Consider the following 23,441-nt stretch of genomic DNA (forward strand, 5'->3'; position numbering starts at 1 on the left):
GTTTGTTTCACGCCTTGACCGGGGTATCGCCGTGCATGGCGAAGCGGGCGGAGCACTGCTCGTCGGATCGGTCGCTCGCGTTCCAGACGCAGATCCACATCGTGTGGCCGACGTCTGAGATGAAACTTGTCTTCGCAGCGCCCCAGGAGGCGCGGAACGTGTACGCGATGCCGTCGCTGCGGTGCAGCTCGGCGTCGCAGTTCTGGTTCAGGGAGGTATTGAGCACGCCCGCGAGCTCGCCGGAGCCGTTGTCGTCCAGCCAGGCGGAGCAGGCGGCGTCGTTGCCTACCCAGGAAGTGTCCGCCTCGGAACCCTTGACCTGTGCTGGGTCGTCGCTGCCGTTGATGCCACTGATCGACGACGAGGTGACGTGGGTGGCGGCTGCTGAGGACGGGGCGGTCGCGGCGGGGCCGGAGGGTGGACGCGCGCTGGACCCGCTCGGCGGGCCGGCTGTGTCCGTACCCGCCGGGACGACCGGGGTGGGGCGCCCGGACTCCGCGGTGGGCGAGGCCGAACGGCGCGGCCTCCCGGAGGACGTCCGTGTCGCCCCGGCCGCAGGACCGGCGCTGACCGACGCGCTGCCGGACGGATGCGCGGCGCCGTTGAGCCGGGAAGCGGACGGGACGAGTACGAACGCCGCGACGGCGCCGAGGGCGATCACCGCGGCGGCCGGGATCAGGAGCAGGCGCTTGCGTGGGTGGCGAGGTGGCGCGACGGACGGGGGCTCGGTCTCAGGTGTCGGATCCGCGTCCAGGTCCGGCGGCGGGACGGTCTCCAGCTTGCTGACCGGCGTCGCGGCGAAGGCCCGTCGCGAGGCGATACGTGACATGACCTCGGAAGGCCAGGAGGGAGGAGGAACAGGCAGGTGTACGCGGGCCGCCTCCGCCACCTCGGCGGCGGTGGGGCGGGCTCCGGGGCCGGTCGCGAGACAGGACCCGATGACGGCGGCGAGGTCGGCGTCCACGGCACGCAGCGGCTCGACGTCGGGGACGACACCGGGCGTGCGGCCCGAAGCCGCGTAGAGCACGAGCGCCCCGAGCGCGTAGACGTCCGCGGGCGCGTCCACGTCCTCGTCCCCGGCTTGCTGTTCCGGTGCCGAGAATCCCTGCGTACCATAGCTGCCACCGCTCCTGGTGAGCCGCGCCTGGTCCGCGGCGCGTGCGATGCCGAAGTCGATGAGCTTCACACCGTCCCGCACCAGCATGACGTTGCCGGGCTTGACGTCACGGTGCACGATCCCGAACGCGTGCACGGCCGACAGGTGGGTGGCCGCCTCGGCCAGCAGCAGCCACAGCGCCTCGGCGGGCAGCGGGCCGCGCAGCCGGACCGCCTCGTCCACGGTGAGTCCGGGCACGTACTCGGTGGCGAACCAGGGACGTTCGGCGGTGCCGTCGCTCGCCAGCACCCGCGGCCCGACCCCGGCCGGCACACGATAGAGGATGCCGACCTCGCGTTCGAAGCGCTCGCTGGAGACCAACCGCGGCCGGACGCGCTTGACGGCGGCGTAGCCCTTGCCGGACGCCCCGAGGTAGACCTCGCCCATGCCGCCGACGCCGAGCAGACCGATGATGTTGAAGCTGCCGATCTCCTGCGGATCGTCCGCGCCGAGCGGTTCGGCGATCGTGCTATCCATCATCACCAGTTCCCCGGCCGCTCGCGGTCACGGCGGGCAGGCTATCGAGCAACTCAGGCCAAGGCAAAACGAGTTGGCGGCGAGCGCGCCTTTCCCGGCGTCCGCATCTGCGCGAGGACCGGTCCTCGCGGTGCGCTCATACACTGACGCGAGCCGAGCCGGAGGTATGTGACATGGCGTACGGAAACTTCCCACCCCAGATGCTGCCGCCGGGCAGTCCCTCCGACAGGGTGCCCTCGGCGCCGCCGGGGACGATCTTCGTGCTGGGTCCGGAGGGCGGCTACGCCGTGCCGCCGCGCCGGTACACGCTGCTTTTCGGGCGCGACCGCGAGGACGTGCATGTGCCGGTCGGTGTCGACGACCCGACCGTCAGCCGTCGGCACGGTGTCTTCACCTGCACGGCCACGGACGGGGATTGGTGGCTGGTCAACACCGGCAATCTGCCCATCGAACTGCCAGACGGCGTGCTGATGCTGACCGGCCACAAGCGGATCGTCGAGTCCGGGTACACCCCGCTGGTGATCAACTCGTCCAAGCGACGTTCCCACCTGGTCGAGGTCCGCGTCGCGGACGATGACGACCAGAACCCCCGCTCCGCGAGCGGTGCGGAGACGATGGATCCCGAGACGGTCTACGAACTCTCCCCGCAGGAGCGGCTGGTGGTCACCGCGCTCGCCCGGCGCTACCTGGAGGGTCACGACGCCTTCCCGCTCCCGCTGGCCTGGGAGGACACCGCCCGTCTGGTCAACGCCTCCCCCTACGTGACCAAGTCCTGGACCCACAAGTCGGTCGCGAACACGGTCGAGGACGTGCGCGAGCGGCTGCATCGCCGGGGCGTGCGCGGACTGCTGCGCGACGAGGTCGGCGAGCCGGTCGGCTCGACACTCAGCGTCAACCTGATCAGGGAACTGCTGAAGACGGCGACGCTGAGCGCTCAGGACCTGGAGTTGCTCGCCGACAAGGACTGAGCGGACCGCAGCGTACGTGCCCCGTGCCCCAGCCGATTGTCGGCCGGGGCACGCGGCGTGTCTCAGCCTTCCGCCTCAGGCGCCTCTCGCTCGGCTGGGGCCGCGTTGTACGTGACGTGCATGTCGCCGTGCTGGGACGCGAAGACGACTGCCTGGTCCTCCGCCGAACTCTGCTGCTGCGGCTGCTCAGGACCATGCGTCGTGTTCGTCACGCGGTTGTTGTTGCCTACGATGAAGGTGCCGGAGACGTCCCCGGTGTGGATGTCCCCATGTGCGGATTCCGTGGGCATGGTCGGCCTTTCTTGGCTGGTCTCAGGGAGGTTCATTCGCCGCAGTCGGTATCCAGGCTGTTTGCGGCCGAGAGTATTGCCGAGGCCTGGCTCGACGTGTCGAAGTCGGTACCTTTCGCAGAGTTCGCGTACGACTGATACAGGCTCTTCATTTGCTGAACAGGGGTCAGCATGCCGTTGAGGTCTGCCTCCACAGAGCTGTCTTGGACTTGCTCTACGGCCCCCTGCAACGTGGACTCGATGGAGCTCAGGTCACTGATGACAGTGCTGACATTGGAGAACACCGTGCTGTCGTCCGGAGCGGTGGACGTCTCGCCCGAGTTGTAGGAGCCCATGGCGGTGTTGTACGAGTCCATCGCCTCGGTCGCGCTGGAGGCGTCCGTGCTGAACTGCTGGATCTTTGGCGGCAGGTCGGACGACACGGTCGCACACACTGGATCGACGCTGGGCGAGGTGTCGTCCGTGGACGAGGTGTAGTCGCTCAGGTTCGGTGCGCTGGCGTAGCTCGGCGCGGCGGTTGGGGTCGAGTTCGGCAGGTCGGTCGCGTAGACCGCGGCACCCACGCCCAGTACGGCCGCGAAGCCGATCGTGCAGGCGACGGCGAGTGCCGACATTCCGCCCTTGGTGGTCGCCGCACCGGCGGCGGTGGCCCCCGTGTGGCCGGTGCTCGCCGCAGGCGAGGTGGTGCTCACGGGGGGCGTGGAGTGGGCGACGGAAGAGTGTGCCGAGAGGTCGATCCGCTTCGGAATCGGTACGGCGGAGTGTGCTGCGGAGTGTGTGCCGGCCGCGTGGCTTGCGACGTGCGGCTGCGCGGAGGCACGGGACGCGTCGAACACCGGCCTCGTCACGTGCCCGGACAAGGTTGTGTGTGCGTGCCCGGAAGCGACGGACGAGTGGACAGTCGGGTGGGTGACAGTCGGCGCGTGGCCCGCGACGTGCGACGTGGTGACTGTGTGGGCCGGCAGTGAGGTCACCGGCGACGGGACCGCCGCCCCCGCGTTGGCCACCTGATGGGCCGCCGAATGCGCGTGCAGCGCGGCGAGTTCCCGCCACAGCACCCCCGCCTCGAGCGCCAGGGCAGTGGTCAGCGCGGCCCTCCCGATCGCCTTGCGGCGGGTGCGGGCCTCGCTCAGGAAGAACGCCTCCCCCTCCTTGTCACCCGCGCTCTTCGCCGCTGCCCAACCGACTCCGAGCAGGCTGCCCCACGCGTCGAACTGCCGGGACAGCGCCAGCTTCGGCGAGGCGGCACGGGCCAGTGCCGCGCCGAGCCGGGCGTGTCCGCTCCTCTCCGCCCGCAGTACCGCGACGTCCAAGGCTTGGAAGTGCGCTGCGACGTCGTCCGGGGTGGTGTCCTTCGCCTCGACCCATACGGTGAGCGCCCGGCAGAGCTGATCGGCGGGATACTCCGTCGCCCGGCTCTTCAGCACGCACTCGGCGACGTCCGGCGGACAGCTGTAGCCGGTCTCCGAGGCGAGCAGCAGGCCGTGTCGCACCAGACCGCCGGCGACCGCGTCGGCGTCCGTCCGGCCGAGCAGCTCATCGAGATGTCGGGCGGCCAACTCGGCGCCGGACAGCGAACCGAGCAGGTACAGCAGGTCGCGTTCCTCGGGCTGGAGCTTGTTCAGCAGAGCCGGAAGCAGTGCGGGGAGATCGGCGATTCCCGGCAGGCCCTTGCCGGTCGCGGCCGACAGGGCGATGCGCCGCAGCCGCAGCGGGTTGCCGTGCACCGCGTCGCACAGCGCCTCTACGACCGGCTCCTCCTCGGGCCGCAGCTTGCGGGGCAGCAGCGCCCGCACCAGTTCCGACGCCGCCAAGGCCGTCAGCCCGTTGAGCCGGATCGCGTGCACACCGTCGAGCGCGGACCGCTGCTGCGAGGTGAAGACGAACGTGGACTTGCCGGCCATGTCGAAGAGCCGGCGCAGATCCTTCTCGTCGAATCCCGCGTCGTCCAGGTAGATCCGCAGCCGCAGGGTCTTCAGATGCTCCTTCAGCACCTCCAGCGACGGCTTGTAGTTCGGTGCGTCGAAGCTGATGTCGAAGATCGCCTGCGCGATGTCATCGGCCGTACGTCCGCCGGCTTCGATGTAGGCCGCGCCTTCGGGCCCGCGCGGCAGCTCGCACGCGAGGTGGCGCAGCAGTGCGCTCTTGCCGACCCCGGGCTCGCCCCAGACCTGCACCAACTGACGTGTCTTGATGGCCTTTTGCAGTGCCTGAACGTCCCGCCCCCGTCCGATCAGCGGCTCGGCGGCGGCCCTCGGCAGCTGGGAGATCGGATGGCGCTTGACCGGATCCGGCAGCGGTCCCCCGTGCACGATGACGCTCGAACCGGACTCGGCGGTGATCAGGGTGTTCACGATGTTGTGGTTGCCTACGACCATCGTTCCGGACACGTCGCCGGTCCGGATTCCCCCGGCACCGTCCGGAACACCGTTGTTCTCTGGCATCTGCTTCCCTCGTCCTCTCTCACGCTGGGGTCCCGCACGAGAGGCCCTAGGTCAGGCTGGTGCCGACTCGTCGTGCGAACCCGGCGCTTTTACGTGTTCGGCGAGATCGCCGATAATCCGGCGGGCCCGGCCGCGACGGCGATCCGGGCGAGGTGATCCAGGTCGAGGATGGTGATCCTCCGGTAGCCGGTCACGACCGCGCCCGAATCCCGCAGCGCCCGCAGGGCCTTGTGGATCGACGACTCGGCCGCCCCGACCAGGGTGGCCATCTCTGGCTGTGACAGCGGGAGTTGGGCATCGTTGCGACCGGGACGCCCGTAGATGACAGCCAGGTGGTGCAGGATCCTGGCCAGCCGCCCGAGCACGTCGCAACCGGTGAAGTCGACGATCCGGCCGGTCGCCGTGCGCAGCTTGGCCACCACACTCGCGTTGAGCGCGAGTCCGATGGTGGGGTGCTGTTTCGTGCACTCCAGCAGCTCGGAGCGGAGTACGTAGCGGGCCAGCACCCTGCCGCAGGCGGTCACGGTGCCGACGCGCGGCTGACCGTCGATCCCGGCGAACTCCCCGACCAGATCCCCGGCCATCCGCACCGCCAGCAGCGCCTCACGGCCGTCCTGCGCACGCGCGGTGACCTTCACCATGCCGCCGAGCAGGAGCAGCGCGAAGTCCGAGGTGTCGGCCTCGCGGATGGTGATCTGACCGGCCGGGTAGGCCACGCCGTGGCCGAGTCCCAGGAGGATTCCGCGGTCGGCCTCGTCGAGCCGGCCGAGCAGCCCGGCCGGCGGCCAGTAGGCCACGGCCCCGCGAACCCGTGTATTGCTCATCGGCCACACCTCTCTTCCTGGTGCGGCCGAAACCGCACAAGCCGTATTAGTAGCCGTTCTACCCGGGGACCCCTCCTCTACGGTCTCGTCAATCATCTTCTCGACACCGGATAACCGGGACGACAGCAAATCGATCTTCGAAATGCCTGCCCCCGTCGTGAATCGCGGAGGAATCGTGAATCCGAAGTACGAATACCGAGCCCTGCTGGCGTGCGACATCGCGGGCTCCGCGGGCCGCGGCGAGCAACGGCTGCAGGAGATCCGGGGTGTTCTGCGTTGCGCGCTGCTCAACGCCATGGGCATCGCGGATCTGGACGCGCGGGACTTCGCGTACGCCGACACCGGAGACGGCTGCCAACTCGTCGCCCCGGCCGGACTGCCCAAGGCCAGACTGCTGTTCCCGCTGCTCCCGGAGCTGAGCTACCGGATCCGCGAGCACAACCGGCACGCCGGCGCGGACACCCGGCTGCGGGTGCGGGCCGCGTTGCACGCGGGGGACATCCGGCTCGATCCGGACGGCACCGTCTCCGGCGCCCCCTTCGAGGCGCTGGCCCGGCTGCTCGACTCGGCCCCGCTGCGGCACGCGACCCTGGCCGGGACCAGCGGCACCCAGGTGACCGCGATCCTTTCGCACCACTACTACGAGGAGACGGTCGGGCACGGCTACGAGGGGCTCGAAGCCGATGCCTTCACCGCGGCCGACGTCCGGGTCAAGGAGTACGCAGCACGGGCCTGGCTCTGGTACCCGGGCAGCCCCGTCGGGCCACGCGTCGACTCCGGCCGGGAAGCGGGCTCCGGCTCGGGTGAGCCGCCTGCGCAACCCGAGCCGCGGGCCGTGGAGCAACTCGTCCGGGCCACGGGAAACGGCACGGTCTTCGCCGTACACCGGGGCGACCAGTACATCCGCCACAACGACCGGGGTTGAGACGCGCTGATGAACGAGGAACTCGCAAGCCTGGCCGCGAGCGGCGCCACCGCACTGGTCTCCGCGATGGGCACCGATCTCTGGCAGGAGGCCAAGAGGCTGATGAGCGGCGTCCTCGCACGAACTCGCGACAGCCGCCGTAACGAGCTGTCCGAGACGCTGAACCGGCAGTCGACCGCCACGAGGGGAGCGGTCGGCGCCGGGGCAGTGGACTACTGGACCGAGGCCCTGTCCCGGCTGCTCGACCGGAACCCGGATCTCGCCCAGGACGTCATGGCCCTGGCTTCTCTGCGAACCGCAGAAAGGCCGGACATCGTGATCCAGGTCAATTCCGCCACCCATTCAGGTGAGGTATTCGCGGTGCAGCACGGTACTCAGCACTTTGCCTCCGGGCCGAAATCCCGCGCTTCCGAGGAACGGCCGTGAACCGGGACGACAGCCGGCGGGGCGGCCTCATGGGCGGACGGGCGCGGGTGGTGCTGCTCGTGGCCATCGTCATCGGGGCGTTCATCGAGGACTGCACGGAGCATCGGCGGTTCGGCCTGCTGGTGAACGGGTTCGCCCTCGCGGCAGTGGCTGTCGTAGGCGCGGCGGCCGTACTGCGGTCCGAGTCCGCCGGGCCGCTCGCCCGGCAGCGGGACCGGCTCGAAGAGGCACCCCGGCCCGACACGACGGTTCCGGTCTGCCGCTACGTCACCGGACCGGCGGCGGCGCAGTCCCTGCCTCCGAGGCCCCAGCCGTTCCTGCGCGAGCGGCCGACCGACCTGAGCGTTCCCCGCTTCGGCGACGGCGCCCGCGCTCAGGGCTACCCCTGGCTGCTGCCGGAGCGCACGGTCCAGAACGGGATCGCCGCCGACGAGGCCACGGTCGGTGCCTTCACCATCCGCGCGGCCTCCGTCATCGGGCCCGGCCACCGCTGCGCCCGGCCTGCCGAGCCGCGGCAGGACTCCTACCGGATCGGGCGAAGCCCGGACAGCCGGTACGCGATCGTGGCCGTGGCCGACGGCCTGTCCAGCGCGGCCTGGTCCGACGCCGGAGCGACCACGGCCTCCAGCCAGGCCGTTACCCTGCTGCGCGAGCAGATCGAGACGGTGGGCTTCGGCGGGCTCGACGTCAAGGAGCTGTACGGGCGGATCGCGGAGTCGGTCGCCGCGCACGCGGCCGGACGCGGCGTCGACGTCTCGCACGTGGCCACGGTTCTGATCACCGCGGTGGTCGCCGAGCCGGACGCGAACGGCGTCGCGCAGGCCTGGGTCGCGTGGCTCGGCGACAGTTCGGCCTGGACGCTCGATCCGCGCCTCCCGCTGTGGCAGTTCTCCGCCGGCGATGCCAAGGACCGCACGGCCGCGGTGGTCTCGAACGAGGTCGCCGGGCGACTGCCGGACACGCCGCAACTGGCCAGGGACCACTACGTCAGGCTGGCTCCCGGCGCCGCCCTCGCGCTGGTCACGGACGGGATCGGCGACGCGTGGGCGGACCCTGCGGCCAATATCAACGAGTACTTCGCGAACGCCTGGCGCTCGCCGGTCCCGGCCACGCGGTTCACTGCCGACGTCGGCTTCGACGCACCGCAGTGCCTTGACGACCGCACCGCGGTCGTGATGTGGAACGGTGACCGGGCATGACAGAACCGCATCTCATCGACGGCGCCGATGACAGTGCCGGAGCCGGCCCGGCGGCCGATCCGCGGGACTGGGTGTTGCCACGGGCCGTGAGCGTCAGCGACCTCGGACCACTTGCCGAGCCGATCTCCGAACACAACGGCCAGGCCATCGCCGTAAGGCCACTGACGAACCATCCGGGCTGGCTGGCCAAGCTTTACCGGCCGGACCAGCACCCGGAGGACGCCCATCGGCTCGACCAGCTGATCTCGGCTCCGGACACTCTGTCGGAGTCGGATCGTACGGTCCTGTACGCCGGGACGTGCTGGCCCGCCTCCCGGATCCATGAGCCCGGCAACCCGGCCGTCGGCTGCGTGATCCCGATGGCGCCCGAGCAGTACCGTTGCGAGCTGCGGCGAGGCGAGTTCAGCGACCGCCGGTTCGTGGAGATCGACTGGCTGGCGAAGTCCGACGAGTCGATCCGGGGCGTCGGACTGCCACCCCCGGGCTTCGCGGGCAGGCTGGCCGCCTGCATCGAACTGACGGACCTCGCCGCGATCCTGGAGCGCCTGGGCCTGGTCTACTCGGACTGGTCGTTCTCCAACGCCTTCTGGAGCCCGGATCAGCGTTCGGTCTACCTCATCGACGTCGACGGCTGTCAGCCGAAGAAGATGCCTGACCTCCACCAGCCGAACTGGGCCGACCCGCTCACGCCTGCGGGCACCGATGCGGACGAGTACACCGACAGCTACCGGCTCGGACTGCTGGTCGCCAAATGTCTGACGGGCAGGCGGGACGCGAGCGCATTCCACACCATCGCCGCGTCCCACTGGCGGAACCAGCCCGCCGTGTCCGAGGTGCTGCTCGACATGCTGCTCGCGACCGACCGCGAGCGACGGCCCTCGGCCGCTCAGCTGAACCAGGCGCTCAACAGCGGGCCCTATCTCAGAACCGCGCCACGTCCGACACGAACCGAGCTGCCCCCGCTGCCCCCTCAGCCCACGCAGGCCCCGATCCGGCAGACACCTGCCGAGACCCACAAGCCCGTGAAGGAACCCCAGTCGGCGCCTTCCAAAGCACCTGATCCCGGCTCGCAGGTCGGGGTCGGCTGGATTTTCGTGATCGTCATAGCCGTGATCCTGCTCTTCGTCATCGCCTCCAACCACTAGCTCAGAGGTGCACCATGTCACTCTGCCTGCCCACCTATGTGGTGATCGACGCGTCCTCGTCGATGAAACCCCACGAGGCAGTGCTCAACGCGACCCTCTCCCGTCTGCACTACAACCTGGCGACGAATCCCCGCGTCTCGGAGTTCGCCCGAGTCAGCGTGATCGCCTTCTCCACCGACGTGCACGTGGTGATCCCGATGTCGGACATGGAGCAGGTGCCGGCCATGCCCGAGGTGATCTGCGGCGGGCGCACGGAGTACGGCAAGACCTTCGACCAGGTGCGGGAGTGCATCGAACAGGATGTCAGCAACCTGAGAATGCAGAACCTCGAGGTGCTGAGGCCGACGATCTTCTTCCTGACCGACGGCGGTCCGACCGACGCGCACTGGCAGCACTCTTTCCGCAAGCTCGTGGACAGGGACTGGCCGCGCCACCCTCACGTGATCGCCTACGGCTTCGGCGGCGCGAAGCGCGACGTGCTCGAACAGGTGGCGACCAAGGCGCTGTTCATCGCCGACGGTTCGGACACCGAGTCGGCGCTGAGCGAGGCGATCGCTGGTCTGCTCAACACCCTGATCGCCTCGTCGAAGACCGGTCAGATGAAGATCGCCACCGACGTCAGGGGTTTCCAGTACGTCGAGGTCGCCCAGGAATACGTGGACTGATGACGGACATCGACCCGCGTTCCACGGCGTCCCGGGCACAGCGCGCCTCCGCCGGACTGACCGCGCTGGCCGCAGCGCTACTCGTCTGCGGCGCCGCGGTCGAGGTGACAGGCAATGTCCTTGACTCCTCGGCGAACGGGAGCGGAGGCGGCTCGCACCCGGCGACGACTGTGCAGCCGACCCACACCCGCTCCCACGTCTCCGAGACGCCGTCGCCGGACCGCCCGGCCCCGACCTCACCCGCCTACCTACCCGGACCCACGGCCACAGCCACGGCCACCGGTAGTTCGTTCAACCGGCGGTAGAGGCGTACCTAATCACTCGGGCCCGTAAGGCAGTTGGGAAGGTCAACGGGCCCACGGCAGCCCAGAGCTGGAGGCGCACGTGGGAATACTGCACGCGATCCGGATGCAGAAGCTCGTCGCGGATGCCAGGCGCGCACACGCGCAAGGGGACCACATCTTCGAAGCGTCCATCGACATCGACCCCCGGGGCATGGCCCGGGTGAGGAACCCCATGAAGAAGATCCGCAAGGAGATCGACCTGGTCGTGCGATCCGTCGAAGACGTCGGCTGGGAGTGCGTGAGCGTCGGCCAGTTCATGTACTCGATCAATATGGAGTTCGTCCGGGCGGGCTGAAAGGGCCTGCCGAAACCGGGCGTGGGGCTGGGGGTTCCACCGCAGTTGTATCCGCGCCCGTGTCACCCCGGTTGGCCGGGCGTGCCCGGAGGCGCCGAGTCGTCGTCGGCGGGTCCCCGGCTGCTCCAGCGCAGTCGTACGTCGAGATGCGTGCTGGCCTTGGCGGTGCTGATGATCGCGCCCACCTGCGTGTCGAGCGCGACGCCGAAGGACACCTCGATCTCGTCGGGGCACCGGGTGTGGGCGCGGAACTCGTCGATCACATCGGAGGCCGCCGCGGTGACCGGGGCGAGTGCCTGGCGCAGCGACTGCCGGGCGCGGCCGAGGTGGTCGCCGAGGCCGACGGGGCCGCCACCGGTGCGTTCAGCCTGCGACACATGGACGACGGTTCCGTCCTCCAGCAGGAATTCCACTGTCTCGGGCACGGGGCTGGGCTCCTTTGCTCAACTACACGGCTCCGACGGTTACTTGGGGACAGTACAGACGCTCTGCCGGGGCAGGGCGGAGCCTCCCAGGTTTGCCTGTACTTTCTGCAGGCTCTGCATGAGGTGCGTCAGCTGATCCGGCTGGTCGACGTACTCGATGACAGCGCGGTAGAAGGCGGCGGAGACGTCGGGGCTCAACACGTCTGCCGCGCTGAAACACAGCGGGCGGCGCGCCTGGGGGCGCAACAGCTCGGCGATGCGCCGCTGCACGGCGTTGTCGTACCGCGTCACGCGCTTGTGGGCGGAGAGCGCGACGGCGCCCTTCTCGTTCACCCAGGCCTGTTGCGCCTGCTGACCGGCGAGGTACCTGACGAAGGACTTGGCGGCCGCGTTGTGCGCGGTGAACATGCCGACGAAGTCGCCGGACACCTGCAGCGGGCCACGGCCGGCGGGGGCCGTGAAGTCGAGCCGGTTGTCCTGCTGCACATCCGTGGCCAGGGCGGAGCGCGCGCCGTGCGCGAGTCGGCAGTCCGGCGACGCACCCGCCAAGTCCTGCGTGGCCTCGGCGAATCCGCGCTGCGCGGCGCCGTCGAGGACCTTCGCCCCCACCAGGCCGCGCCAATGCTGCCACGCCTGCTCGACCTGGCCGGCCGTCCAGGGCAGATCGCCGGACACCCACCGGGCGTACGCGTCCGGGCCCGCGCCGGCGAGAAGCACGTCTGCGATCCAGTCCGCGCCGGGCCAGCCGGACGTCGGCCCCGACTCCAGACCGAGGCACCACGGCAGACCGGAGGGCACCCCGGCGCCGCGCCCCGATGCCGACGCCGCGCCCGCGGCCGGTGCGGAGGTGGTCCGGGAGTCATACCAGACGAGACTCTTCACATCGACCTTGACCGGCACGGCGTAGGCGGTGCCCGCCACCCGCGACAGGCCCTGGAACGGCTGTAGATAGTCGGTGATGTCGACGATGTTCTCGTCCCCGCCGCCGTCCCCGTGCCTGTCCAGGGCCCGCAGGCCGCCGCTCCGACCCGCGTAACGGGCCACGGCGGCCGGGCTCGGCAGCACGGCCAGGTCCGGCGGGGCGCCCGCGGTCACGGCCGCGTCGAGCTGTTGGGTGAGCGCCCGGGTGACCTGGACGTCGACCTCGATGCCGGTGTCGTCCTCGAAGTCCTTCACGAGTGAGTAGAACGTCTGGAACTCGGCCTGTTGGGTCCAGGGCACCATGATGGTCACGCGTTCGCGGGTACCGCTGCATGCCGCGAGGACGAGCAGCAGGCAGAGGCACGCGCCGAGGACCGTGAGGCGGGAATTGGACCAGGTGCGGGCGGCGGGCACCGGTGAGGTTTTGGTCATGGGCGCGGGAACCTGTATTCGGCGAGGCGCGGGCGATACGCGAGGTGGTTGAGGAGTCCGGCAACGGCAAGGGCGAGCAGCGCGGCGGTCATGGCCCAGGGAGTGCCCGCGGCCGGCTCGGCGGCGAGGCGGCTCTCGTCCCAGGCGGTGAGCGCCGCCGAGGCCAGCCCTACGGCGCACGTGACGGCGCCCGTGAGCGGCAGGAGCGGGCCGGTGGTGCGGTGGAAGTGCCGGGCCAGGATGCGGGCGGTGACCAGGGTCATGCCCAGCATCGCCAGGAGCGGGGCGACGGCCAGGGACCAGAGCTGGACGGGGTCGAGCCACCCTTCGTCCTTCTGCCGCGCCAGGCCGGACCGCTGCAGGTCCCTCAAGTCCTCCAAGGACGCCTGGAGGCCGCCGGTGCCGGGGACCGGCCGCTTCGTCTCCGGGTCACGCAAAGGTGCGGCGGTGAGCGCGGCGCGGGCGGCACCCACGTCGTCGCCGTTGTCGTGCACCGCCGCCGCGGCGAGCAGACAGCCGGTCAACTGCCCTTGGACGAACTGGAACTGGCTGCGGCCCGCGGCTCCCGCCGCATTGCCCTGCGCCGCGGCCGTGAGCAGGGTGCCGATCCGGGCGGTGGCGTTGGCGAAGTCCGCTCCGGTGCCGGTCAGTTGGACCTGGCCGGTGTCGGCGGCCTGCTGCAGCGCCCGGTCAGCCGCGGTGGCCGCGTCACGCGCATCGTCGATGTCCTGGATCGCGGAGTCGACCCGTCGGGCGGTGGTGATCTCGCGGGCACCCGTGGTGGCCAGCACCAGATAGACCACCGCGGTCGCGCACACCATCGCGAGCATTCCGACCCGCAGCCATCGCAGCACCTGCACCGGGTGCGCGTTCCGCGCCCGCTTCCACGCGGCGACCAGCGCGCCGCCCTTTTTCGGCTCGTCCGGCGCGTCCGTCTCGGCCGGTGCTGTGGAGGTGCTCATGCGCCGCTCCCCAGGCGGACCTCGTAACCGCACTCGCAGAAGCGCTCATCTGGCAGGACGGAGGCGTCGCAGCGCGGGCAGCGGGCGGAGTCCGTCGCACCGTCCGGGAGGGCGCTGGGTGTGACCTCGCCCGTCTGCGGACGGCCCGTGCGGCTGGAGACGACTCCGATCCGCTGCATCTGTCCACGAGCGACACCTCGTCGGACCACCGGGACGGGGCCGGGCTCGGCGACGGACCGCAGAAGTTCCAACCGCCGTGTGTCGCCGAGGTGTTCCGCCAACCGCAGCGCGAGGCGCAGTTCCGTGTCGGCGCGCGCCGAGTCCCCCTGATCGTGCGCGTCGGCGAGGGCCCGCATCGCCATGCCGAGCTCCCGCGTGCTCTCCACGCGGGTCATGCCGGCCGAGACGGACAACTTGAAGGCAGGTAGCGATCGTTGGCGCACGATCAGGGATGCCTCGGGCGTCAGATGCGTCTGCTCCCCCTCCCCCTTCCCCTCGCCCTGCGACTCTCCGTGGACGGTGATGCCGCAGGCTCTCACCGGGTCGTCCACGGGCAGCGTCCCGGCCTCGAACCGCAGAGTCACCTGATAGCCCTTACTCTCCGGCGACCAGGCGCCGAGCGGGACCCGGACGAGCCCGCCGCCGTCGTCGACGGCCTGCGCGGTCAGATCGACCTCCGCCGGCCAGGTCTGCCGTACCGACTCCAGACGGAACAGCTCCGTGATCCGGAGCCCGAGGGTGGACCGCGGAAGGACGATCTCCTGTGCCCGGCGCATCAGGCGGACGAAGTCCTCGGTGAGATCGGAGATGTCGACGACGGCGTCGGCCTCGCCGTGCAACGCCTGGGTGATCCGAAGGAGTTCGTCGTAGTTCCACCCGTCGCCCAGGCCGCGCACATCGCAGGTGAAGCGGTCGCCGCAGGAGGCGAGAGCGGCGTCGAGCTGTTCGGATGTCTCGTGCTCGTTCTTGCCGTCGGTGTACAGGACGGCATGACACACGTCGCCGCGGCCTGCGGACCGCTCGAAGAGGCTGCGGGCCGCGGTGAGCCAGGTACCGATCGCCGTGCCGCCCTGGGCCAGCTGGGCGGCGACACATGACTTGGCGTTCTCGCGGACCGCCTCGTCGACGACAGCGAGCGTGTCGCCGTGCGGCGGATAGATCACAGTGGCCCTGTGGTCCCCCGCGACGATGCCGAGAAGGGTGCCGTCGCGCAGTGTGTCGATCGCCGCGCAGGCCGCGCGTTTCGCCTCGTCGAGCTTGCCGAAGCCGGCCATCGACAGAGACCTGTCCATGACCAGGATCTCGGCGCCGCACGGCACGCGAGCGCCCGCCTCACCCGCCCCGCCCGTCGTGGCGCGCACGGTGACCAGGGCGTCGGCGCGTGTGGCGCCCAGGGCCAGGTCCTGCTCCGCGTCCACCTCCACCGTGAAGTCCAGGCCCGTCGGTGATGTGTCCGGCATGGCGTCCTCGCCCCCGTCGTCGTGTGTGACCGCCGTGTGCCACGTGGTGTGTCCGTCGGTTGTCCGCCGGTCCCTGTCCCCCGTACGCCGGCCCACCCCCGGGAGCGTAGCGCCGCCGTTCACGAGCCGGAACGGATCTGTGCGTCCAGGGCCTCACTCGTGCGTCCCCGGCGCCGGCCGATGCGCCCCGGCGAGCGCACACCGAGCCAGGGTCGCCACAACGGCCTTGGTTCCGGGCGTAGTTGGTTGGCCCGGTCCACCAACCGGAAGAATGCCTCCTCCGTGGGTGCGCGCCGGGCAAGGGCGCGGACAGCCTCCGAGAACACCAGGCGGTCTCCGTCCAACAGGAAGGTGGCGTGGGCCAGTTCGGCGCTGAGCTCGGCGTGGTTCGCGCCGTCCATGCGCAGCAGGTCGAGCAGGAGATGCCGGGCCCGAGTGGCGAGCCCGGTGTCCTGGGCCCGCTGCCGGTCGTCCGTGGCCTGCTGCGTGCACAGGGCCGCGCACAGCCGGAACTCCGCGATGCGCGCCGCACGTTCGAAGGCTGTCTCCCGCGTCAGATCGGCGACGACCTGCATGGCCCGGACCGTACTGCCGTCCTGGTGCTGCACGCGGGCGAGGCCGAAGGCGGCCGCGCCGAGCGCCGGTGCCGTGGCGAACACGATGGAGTAGTAGTTCCTGGCGAGCGTACGCTCCCCGCGGCTCTCGGCACACAGGCCGAGCGCGAGTTGTGGGATCAGCTCTCCGGGCAGCGCGTCGCGCACATCGGCGAACTGGGCCTCGGCGCCCTCGAGATTCTTGTCCAGGAGCGCGATCAGCCCGGTGTACCAGTGGCGCAGCCAGTGTTCCCCGGACACCGCCACGTGGGCGAGTTCTTCCCGCGCGCGACCGGGCTCGCCCATGCCCACCAGGGTGCGGCACACGGCGAGTTGTTCCTTCACGGCGCTGCCGCAGGTCGGATCGTCCGGGTCCTCCAGGGGCATCGGCAGGGCAGCGGCGATGTCCGGCGCGCTCGGGGTCACGAACAGGGGTAGCAGGTCGAGCTGCACCGAGCCCGTGCCCCGGTCCGTGCGTACTGCCGCGTCGGCCCAGTCCAGCAGCGGCCGCGCGGCCCCGAGCCCGCCGTGCAGCGCGGCGTCCAGGGAGCCGAACAGAGCGGAGGCCCTGCGCACCCGGCGGCCGACCTGCGGCGCCGCGACAACCTGTCGGACGACGCCGCTGAGCTGCTCGCCGAACTGGCGCGCCGAGGTGAACCGCCGGGCGGGCCCGCCCGCGTGCGTGGCCCGCTGCAACAGCAGGTCGAGGGCGAGCACACCCGGCGCCGACTTGTCCCGCAGACGGTCCCTGCACAGCTCCAGCAGGGTGGCGCCGAGCCCGTACAGATCGAACCCGGCGGTCGGCCCCTCCGTGTACTCGGCGTCCCCGGGCAGCGGTGCGTACAGCGGCGTGTAGGTGTGCATCGGTGAGGTGTCCCCCAAGGAGCGCACGGCACCGAAGTCGATGAGCCGTACGCGGTCCAGCGCCCCGGTGGCGCCCTGCTCGCGGAAGCGCATGATGTTCAAGGGTTTGACATCGCAGTGCAACAACTGGCGGGCGTGCACGTAGTCAAGCGCCTGCAGCACACGGATCCCGTGTGCGAGCAGGGTCTCCAGGCGGTCGCCGCGGCGTGCGGACAGGGCGTCGCCGGGCACGTATTCCAGCACCAGGTAGGTACGCCGCTCCTCGCCGCCCTCCTCGCCTTCCGCCCCCTCCCCGGCCTGCGTCCCTTCTTCTTCGTATCCCAGGATCCGCACGATGGCGTCGTGCCGCAGGCCCACCAGGACATCGCGCTCCTGCTGCGACATGTCCTGCTGCGCAAGCCTCTTGAGCACCACCTGGGTCTCCAGGTTGCGGTCGTGGGCGAGATAGGCCTCCCCGTACGAGCCCTGGCCGAGCCGGCGCAGGAGGTCGTAGCGGTCGGCCACGACCAAGCCCGCGACCGAGGTGAAGTCGAACGGAGTGCGGCAGCGCGGGCAGAAGCCGGAGGTGCGCCCAGGCCGGCCGTCCCTGCTGCGGCCGACCTCGCCCTGGCAGTCCGGATTGGCGCAGAAGCGGTCTTCCTCCGCGCGCGTGCTGCTGTCGGGCTTGAGCCGAGCCGGGTCCTCCAGCCCGGGCGCCTGGGCGTCGTCGACCAGGGTCAGGCCGTACCAGGGGTCCGGCCGCACCTGCGCGACGCCGACGCGGGCCGGTGGCGCCGGTGGCTCCGCCGGATGCGGCCGCTCCACTCTTACGGCTGCCCCGGCTGCCGAAACCCGTCCGCACACGGTGCAGAAGCCGTCCGCGCCGATCGTGCCGCGCCCGCACTCCGGCCGCTCACATCTGCCCATCGCCTCATTCCTCCCCGACGGCGTCGCTCGGCGTCCGGCCTGCCGCGATACGGGTGTTGACCGCGGCCACATAGCGCGGCACCCGCCGTCCGGCCGCCGCCAGGTCGACGGGCACCTGTTTCAGCGCGCGGGCCGCGTGCGCGTACAGCTCCCCGAGTTCCAGGTCCTCGGCGCCGACGTTCCGGGCCGCGTAGACCCGGTGCAGCTCGAGCCGGGCATCGAGGTCCTGCCGTTCGGCTTCCATGCGCCGCACCTCTTCTACGTACGTGCGCAGAGGGGTACGGGCATCGCGCGCGTGCTCGGCCACGGCGGCGAGTTCACCGGCGTCCCCCCGCGGGGAGCCGGCGACGGCGAGGCGCACCGCGAGGCGGGGTGCCCGGGCCCGTGGCAGACGCGGCGGCGCGAGAAAGCTCGTGGCCACTGTGCGGTACGCCGCGAGTGCCTCGCCCTCCGACCGGGACAGATCCGCCACGGCCTCCTCGACCGCGGCGGCCGCGGGTGCCCCGTCCGGTGCGGCAGGCGGTAGCGGCGCCGGGTCGAGCCACACGTCGTACGGAAGCTCGGCGGGTGGCACCCCGTCGAAACCCAGGACGACGCGCAACCCTCGCAACTGCGCACGCCGGGCCAGCGGCGCGCAGAGTTGCGCGACGAGTGCGCCGGGGTCCTGGGCGCGGTCGACACCGTCCACGATCAGACAGGCGGGCGGCTTGCGGCGAAGCAGCGCGTGTACCAACTCCTCGACCGCCTCCGGCCCGTCGCCATCGGGAAGCCCGAACCGCTGTGTCAGATACCGGCACACCTCGCGCGTCGTACTGCCCCGCGCGTCGTACGCGGCGTCGATGCTGCCGTGGGCGAGATCGGTGTCGCCGTGGGCGCCGCTGCCGGCCCGGGTGGGGCCGCCCGGGTCCGATGTCCGGGCGAGGCGCGCGAGCCACGAGGAGCCCACGCCGGATGCGCGGCCGGTGCTGACGACGACCGTTCCGGCCCAGGCGTCGTCGGTGAGCAGCCGCCGCAGCTGGCGGGTGAGGGCGAGCCTCAGCGGTCCTGCGAGCGGTCCGCCGGCGTCGACCCCGGTACCGTTCCCGTTCTCGGGGATGACGATGGTGGAGGCACCGTCCGTGAACTGCTCGAGCAGCGGCAGATACGAGAGGATCTTCTCGGCGGGCATCATCCAGGCGGCCCTGGCGTCTCCGGCGATGTGGTCGGCGACCGCTATCCCGACCACGCTCCCAGCGAACTCGCCGTTCTTCGCCATCACTCCGGCCCCCGAGTACCCCGGCACGATCCACGGCCCGATCGCGTCCAGCTTCTTCAGCTGCCCCCGCTCGGGACCGGCGGAACCCGCCAGCTCGGCGTCCGCCCACACCCCTCTGGGTTCCACTCGCGGGAAGCCGTAGACACGCACCGCGCCACCCGAGATCGGGGCCTTCCACAGCCGGGCCCGGATGTCGCAGCCGGGTGGTGCGTCCAGTTCGAGCAGGGCCACATCACCGCGCGAGAAGGTCCCGCTCGTGTACGCCCAGGTGCCGGGCACCAGCCTGGCTTCGGCGGTCCAGGGCGGATCGCACTCCGTGCTGCACACGCGCACATGGTCCAGCGGCCCCCTCGGACCGGCGCCCGCCTTCTCCACGACGTGCGCACATGTCAGCACGTACCGCTCCCCGAGCAGCACGCCCGCCCCACGCACAGTCCCCTCGGCATCGTCGACCCTCACCCGCCAGGGCGCTTCCTGGTGCTGATGCGACGTCATACACGCAAAGCTACTCGGTCGCCCCACCCGTCGCCCATGGATTACCAGCCCCAAGTGCCTTGTGGTAGCGACGATTTGACGCGTTGAACCGAACGTGAGGGGGGCCGCCGGCTGGACACGGCGGCTGCCGTCACCGGCCCGGTGAATCAAGGCTCTGGGCATCTCCGGGCGGGATCACCGGCCCTCTTCGCTCCTTGGCCAGCTCGTCGGCGACCTCGCCGACGGCCTCCGGGTTGCGCTGGCGCAGTACCAAAGTTTGCGGACGTCAGAGCTGTCCCACAGAGTGCTGCGGAAGTTGGAGGCGAAGCGGTCGCGTACCTCGGCCGCGCCCGGGGAGAGGTTGTCGCGGTCATCCCTGGCGGACATTGCTTCCCCGATGCTGGTGAAGGAGCGCTTGCGCGACTCCACCCAGTCCTCGGCCACCGCGCGCGCCCACTGGTCACGGCCGCTCACGGTCGCCTGCGCCAGCGGCACCTCGCTGTTGCCGTGCGAGATGTAGGCGCGCAACGTGGAGGCCGTGATGCCACCCAGCTCGGCCATCTCCGGGACACCGATCAACTGGCCCGCGCTCAGCTCCGGGCTTGAGAGGTCGACGATGCACTGCTCCAGCGGAAAGGCGCGGACCTGCTTGGTGCGGCGCTCGGCCCACAGCGCCAGGTGGTCGAGCCAGTTGTCCGGCTTGGGTGCATCGGGAGTGAACGTGGCGACCTTGCCGACGTGGGCGCGGGCCGGGTCAGCGCGGCCGTCAAGCATGTCGGCCGCGGTGACGGTGACCGCCAGGCGGGCCTTGCGACGCTCGAAGTCCTGGATGGCCGGGTCCCAGACCTGGCCGGGCCGGTACCAGGTGGCGCCGTCGAACCAGTAGCCGCCGGCGCGGAACAGCGGAGCGTCGTATGCCCACTTCAGGTGCCACGGGGACGTGTCCTCGTCGTGCATGAGCAGGACAGTACGGCTGCTCGGGGTGCCAGAGCACCGACCAGCCCAGCGTGTCCTGCTTGGGGTCGGTGGTGAAGGCGTACCAGCTGTTGGTCTTGCGGTTGCGGTCGAAGCGACCCCACATGCCGCTCATCTCGTGGCGGCCGACGGCCTCGATGGCCTCGGGTCCCTCATCGAGCGGGAGGTGGGAGTCGTCGACGAAGGGCAGGCCCGGTACCGGGTGGTCGGTGCGCAGGCCGTTGGCGAGCGGAAGAACGTGGCTCAGGGCTGATTCATCGAAACCGGATCCTCCCACCCCAGCCGACCCCGCCCGACAGACCAACGCTCGGCCACCCGTGACGACGCCCCCGGGGGGCCGAGGCGCGTCTGCATATCTGACACTGCGTCATGAAAGCTCTGCGTTAACTCCTCCCCCACCCCTTGCCAAGCAAGATAGTACGTGTTCGGATTATCTCTGTCGGGCGGTGCTCCGCCCCTAGTCTTCGCAGCTCAACTCCCGTGCACAAGTGGCCAGTTCGCCATGCCCGCGTGCACCCAGCCGAGCCTTGGAAGGACATCTCGTGTTCGATCTGACCGCCGTCGATCTGCTCGACGCATTCACCCGCCAGCTACGTCTCTGCAAGCTCAGCGAGGGCGAGCACGTCGTCGTGCTGTCCGAGCCCGGCAGCCGTGGCGACTACGTGGCCGCCGCGTTCGGAGCGGCCAAGACGTGCGGCGCTCATGTCATCGCCGCGACCGTGCCAGGCGGCAGCCCCGCTCCGATGCCCAGCACCCACACGGGCGCAGGCCCCGGCCTCCTCTCGGTGCTCAACGACACCACCGCGCAAGACCTGTTGAAGTCCGCCGACCTGGTGGTGGACCTCACCCGGGAAGGGTTCATCCACGCCCCGGTGCAGCAGGAGATCCTGCGCGCCGGCACCCGGATCATCTTCGTCTGCGACGCCCCGGACGTGCTGATCCGCAATCTGCCCAAGGAGTCGGACAAGGAGGAGGTGCTGCGCGGCGTCGAGCTGCTCAAGGCCTCGTCCGTCATGCACGTCTCCTCGGCTGCGGGCACCGATCTCACCATCCAACTCCCCGGCTCCAAGCCTGAGTTCCAGTGCGGCTTCGCCGACGACCCGGGGCGATGGGACCACTGGCCGAGCACGATGGTGCTGTGCTGGCCGGAGATCTCGGACGGGCAGATCGTGCTGTCCGAGGGAGACATCCTGCTGCCGTTCAAGGAGTACGTACGCACGCCCGTCACGCTGGAGGTCTCCGGCGGCCACATCGACAAGGTCACCGGTGGCGCCGAGGCCGAGACGCTCAACACGTTCTTCGACGACTCGCAGGACCAGTGGGCCCGCAGCCTCTCCCACATGGGATGGGGCCTGATGCACACCGCAGACTGGTTCGCCACAGCGATGTACGGCAAGGACGACCTGATGGGCATGGACGCCCGCGCCTTCGCCGGCAACTTCCTGTGGTCCACGGGCCCGCACCCGCACCTGCAGCGCGAGTCGTACGCCCACCTCGACATCGCCATGCGCGGCTGCACGGTCACCGTCGACGGCACCGAGGTCGTCACGGGCGGCCGCCTGGTCGAGAGCTGACGCCCGAACAGCTGACACCGCAGGTCCCACGGCCTCATCAGACTCCCAGGAGAACAGCCATCGTGGCTCTCAGCCAGTCGTTTGAAATCACCGTCGTCGGCGGGGGCCTCGGCGGACTCACCGCCGCGCTGTCCCTGCGTCACCAGGGCCTGCGGGTCACCGTCCTCGAACAGGCTGCCGTGCTGGGTGAAGTGGGGGCGGGCATCCAGACCGCACCGAACGCCAGCCGCATCCTGATGGGCCTCGGCCTGCGCCGCCAACTGGAGGCCATCCGCACGGAGCCGCTGGACCAGGTCCGCCGACGCTGGCAGGACGGCACCATCGTCGGGCTCACCCCGCTCGGGCAGCGCGTCAAGGACACCTTCAACGCCCCCTACTGGCACTACCACCGGGCGGACCTGCACCAGGTCATCCTCGACGCCTGCACCGATCCGGTCGGCCCCGGCCCCGCCGTCCGGATCCGCACCGGAAGCCGCGTGACCGCCCTCGACCGCAGCGATCCGCAGCGCCCCGTCGCCATCACCGAGAACGGCGCCCGGTACGCCGGCGACATCCTCATCGGCGCCGACGGCGTCCGCTCCCAGGTGCGCGACCTCATAGGCGCCGAGGACACGCTCGTCTTCTCCGGCGACATGGCTTTTCGCACCCTGATCCCCGGGGAGTTGCTGCGAGCGGATCCGGCCACCCGGTTCCTCTTCGACCGCTTCCAGAGCACCATCTGGTACGGGCCCGGACGCCACCTCGTGCACTACCTCATCCGCGGCGGCGAATCCCTCAACGTTGTCGGCTGTGTTCCCTGCACCGACGAGGTCGCCGAGAAGTGGACCACCACCGCCTCCGCGCAGCAGCTGGTCGATGCCTACGAGGGCTGGGACGACCGCGTTGCGGCGATGCTGTCGAAAGCCAAGGACGACGTCACCTGCTTCGCCCTCTACTACCGGCGTCCCGACCCCGTCTGGGTCGACGGCCGCGTCGCGCTCCTGGGCGACGCCTGCCACGCAATGCTGCCCTATCAGGCACAGGGAGCATCGCAGGCAATGGAGGACGCCGCCGTCCTCGCCGAAGAGCTCGGGGCCGTGACGGTCGCCGGTGTGGAGGGCGCGCTGCAGCGTTACGTGCACCGCCGGGCCAAGCACGCCGGGATGGTGCAGCAGGCCTCTCTGCGCAACAAGACCTTCTACCGCCACCCCGACGGGCCGGAACAGGGTGCCCGCGACGCCGCGCTCGCGCGGAACTTCGACGGCGAGTCGGACGTGTCGTACGACTGGCTGTGGAGCGGCAGCCCGCTCGACATCGCGGGCCAGGAGCAGTTCGCCTACCGACACCACCGCTGACCCTCCCCGGCCTTTCGACTCCCGCCCCGCTCGGCGGCCGGCACCCGCAGCTCGTGCAGTCACCCAGCGCCCGCGACGACGCGGCGTCCCCATCTCTGCAGACCTGGA

The 23,441-nt window shown here is 70.6% G+C and carries 21 protein-coding genes; 10 read left to right on the forward strand and 11 right to left on the reverse strand.

Annotated features, from left to right (window positions below; genetic code table 11):
- Window positions 1-7: 7 nt before the first annotated feature.
- Window positions 8-1,636, reverse strand: a complete 1,629-nt coding sequence (locus tag ACZ67T_RS38600) for a serine/threonine-protein kinase (protein ID WP_469990689.1) — start codon at window positions 1,634-1,636, stop codon at window positions 8-10.
- A 170-nt stretch (window positions 1,637-1,806) separates the two neighbouring features.
- Between ACZ67T_RS38600 and ACZ67T_RS38605 the strand changes: the two genes are divergently transcribed.
- A complete protein-coding gene (locus ACZ67T_RS38605) occupies window positions 1,807-2,601 on the forward strand; it encodes an FHA domain-containing protein (RefSeq protein WP_469990691.1) in 795 nt (264 codons plus the stop codon).
- 62 nt (window positions 2,602-2,663) lie between these two features.
- Here the strand turns inward: ACZ67T_RS38605 and ACZ67T_RS38610 are convergent, their stop codons facing one another.
- From ACZ67T_RS38610 to ACZ67T_RS38620, 3 genes are all read right to left on the reverse strand, one after another.
- Complete coding sequence (locus tag ACZ67T_RS38610) at window positions 2,664-2,891, reverse strand: hypothetical protein (protein ID WP_469990693.1); 228 nt, start codon at window positions 2,889-2,891, stop codon at window positions 2,664-2,666.
- 32 nt (window positions 2,892-2,923) lie between these two features.
- Window positions 2,924-5,335: a hypothetical protein gene (locus ACZ67T_RS38615; RefSeq protein ID WP_469990695.1), complete on the reverse strand. Its 2,412-nt coding sequence runs from the start codon at window positions 5,333-5,335 to the stop codon at window positions 2,924-2,926.
- An 89-nt stretch (window positions 5,336-5,424) separates the two neighbouring features.
- On the reverse strand, window positions 5,425-6,159 hold the full coding sequence (locus tag ACZ67T_RS38620) for a Crp/Fnr family transcriptional regulator (RefSeq protein WP_469990697.1): 735 nt from the start codon (window positions 6,157-6,159) through the stop codon (window positions 5,425-5,427).
- 175 nt (window positions 6,160-6,334) lie between these two features.
- Here ACZ67T_RS38620 and ACZ67T_RS38625 point away from each other — a divergent pair, with 175 nt between their 5' ends.
- The 7 genes from ACZ67T_RS38625 to ACZ67T_RS38655 all read left to right on the forward strand — a co-directional run bounded on the left by ACZ67T_RS38625 (window position 6,335) and on the right by ACZ67T_RS38655 (window position 11,158).
- Window positions 6,335-7,084 (forward strand): hypothetical protein, encoded by a 750-nt coding sequence (locus tag ACZ67T_RS38625; RefSeq protein WP_469990699.1) that lies wholly within the window; start codon window positions 6,335-6,337, stop codon window positions 7,082-7,084.
- A 9-nt stretch (window positions 7,085-7,093) separates the two neighbouring features.
- Window positions 7,094-7,510, forward strand: coding sequence for a hypothetical protein (locus ACZ67T_RS38630; protein ID WP_469990701.1), 417 nt, complete (start codon window positions 7,094-7,096; stop codon window positions 7,508-7,510).
- Complete coding sequence (locus ACZ67T_RS38635; RefSeq protein ID WP_469990703.1) at window positions 7,507-8,709, forward strand: protein phosphatase 2C domain-containing protein; 1,203 nt, start codon at window positions 7,507-7,509, stop codon at window positions 8,707-8,709. The genes ACZ67T_RS38630 and ACZ67T_RS38635 overlap by 4 nt, the downstream gene beginning before the upstream one ends.
- Window positions 8,706-9,854, forward strand: coding sequence for a hypothetical protein (locus ACZ67T_RS38640; RefSeq protein WP_469990704.1), 1,149 nt, complete (start codon window positions 8,706-8,708; stop codon window positions 9,852-9,854). Before ACZ67T_RS38635 ends, ACZ67T_RS38640 begins: the two co-directional genes overlap by 4 nt.
- Window positions 9,855-9,868: 14 nt before the next feature.
- On the forward strand, window positions 9,869-10,519 hold the full coding sequence (locus ACZ67T_RS38645; RefSeq protein ID WP_469990706.1) for a vWA domain-containing protein: 651 nt from the start codon (window positions 9,869-9,871) through the stop codon (window positions 10,517-10,519).
- On the forward strand, window positions 10,519-10,824 hold the full coding sequence (locus ACZ67T_RS38650; RefSeq protein WP_469990708.1) for a hypothetical protein: 306 nt from the start codon (window positions 10,519-10,521) through the stop codon (window positions 10,822-10,824). The genes ACZ67T_RS38645 and ACZ67T_RS38650 overlap by 1 nt, the downstream gene beginning before the upstream one ends.
- Before the next feature lie 79 nt (window positions 10,825-10,903).
- The gene (locus ACZ67T_RS38655) at window positions 10,904-11,158 is read left to right on the forward strand and encodes a hypothetical protein (protein ID WP_469990710.1); all 255 of its coding nucleotides are present in this window, start codon (window positions 10,904-10,906) and stop codon (window positions 11,156-11,158) included.
- A 62-nt stretch (window positions 11,159-11,220) separates the two neighbouring features.
- Here ACZ67T_RS38655 and ACZ67T_RS38660 read toward each other — a convergent pair whose 3' ends face one another.
- The 7 genes from ACZ67T_RS38660 to ACZ67T_RS38690 all read right to left on the reverse strand — a co-directional run bounded on the left by ACZ67T_RS38660 (window position 11,221) and on the right by ACZ67T_RS38690 (window position 20,407).
- Window positions 11,221-11,583 (reverse strand): CU044_2847 family protein, encoded by a 363-nt coding sequence (locus ACZ67T_RS38660; protein ID WP_356287729.1) that lies wholly within the window; start codon window positions 11,581-11,583, stop codon window positions 11,221-11,223.
- Window positions 11,584-11,622: 39 nt separating this feature from the next.
- On the reverse strand, window positions 11,623-12,936 hold the full coding sequence (locus ACZ67T_RS38665) for an extracellular solute-binding protein (protein WP_469990712.1): 1,314 nt from the start codon (window positions 12,934-12,936) through the stop codon (window positions 11,623-11,625).
- The gene (locus ACZ67T_RS38670) at window positions 12,933-13,898 is read right to left on the reverse strand and encodes a hypothetical protein (protein WP_469990714.1); all 966 of its coding nucleotides are present in this window, start codon (window positions 13,896-13,898) and stop codon (window positions 12,933-12,935) included. The genes ACZ67T_RS38665 and ACZ67T_RS38670 overlap by 4 nt, the downstream gene beginning before the upstream one ends.
- Entirely contained in the window at window positions 13,895-15,358 is a 1,464-nt protein-coding gene (locus ACZ67T_RS38675; RefSeq protein WP_469990715.1) for a vWA domain-containing protein, read from the reverse strand. The genes ACZ67T_RS38670 and ACZ67T_RS38675 overlap by 4 nt, the downstream gene beginning before the upstream one ends.
- A 119-nt stretch (window positions 15,359-15,477) precedes the next feature.
- Window positions 15,478-17,721 (reverse strand): serine/threonine protein kinase, encoded by a 2,244-nt coding sequence (locus tag ACZ67T_RS38680; protein ID WP_469990717.1) that lies wholly within the window; start codon window positions 17,719-17,721, stop codon window positions 15,478-15,480.
- 4 nt (window positions 17,722-17,725) lie between these two features.
- Window positions 17,726-19,471 carry a S1 family peptidase gene (locus ACZ67T_RS38685; RefSeq protein WP_469990718.1) on the reverse strand — a complete coding sequence of 582 codons (1,746 nt, stop codon included), beginning with the start codon at window positions 19,469-19,471 and terminating at the stop codon, window positions 17,726-17,728.
- A 174-nt stretch (window positions 19,472-19,645) separates the two neighbouring features.
- Window positions 19,646-20,407: a hypothetical protein gene (locus ACZ67T_RS38690; RefSeq protein WP_469990720.1), complete on the reverse strand. Its 762-nt coding sequence runs from the start codon at window positions 20,405-20,407 to the stop codon at window positions 19,646-19,648.
- A gap of 560 nt (window positions 20,408-20,967) precedes the next feature.
- Between ACZ67T_RS38690 and ACZ67T_RS38695 the strand changes: the two genes are divergently transcribed.
- Window positions 20,968-21,999 carry a 2,5-dihydroxypyridine 5,6-dioxygenase NicX family protein gene (locus tag ACZ67T_RS38695; RefSeq protein ID WP_469990722.1) on the forward strand — a complete coding sequence of 344 codons (1,032 nt, stop codon included), beginning with the start codon at window positions 20,968-20,970 and terminating at the stop codon, window positions 21,997-21,999.
- A gap of 62 nt (window positions 22,000-22,061) precedes the next feature.
- The gene (locus ACZ67T_RS38700) at window positions 22,062-23,333 is read left to right on the forward strand and encodes an FAD-dependent monooxygenase (protein ID WP_469990724.1); all 1,272 of its coding nucleotides are present in this window, start codon (window positions 22,062-22,064) and stop codon (window positions 23,331-23,333) included.
- The last annotated feature ends 108 nt before the right edge of the window (window positions 23,334-23,441 follow it).

The organism is Streptomyces sp. NPDC107517 (assembly GCF_055582645.1).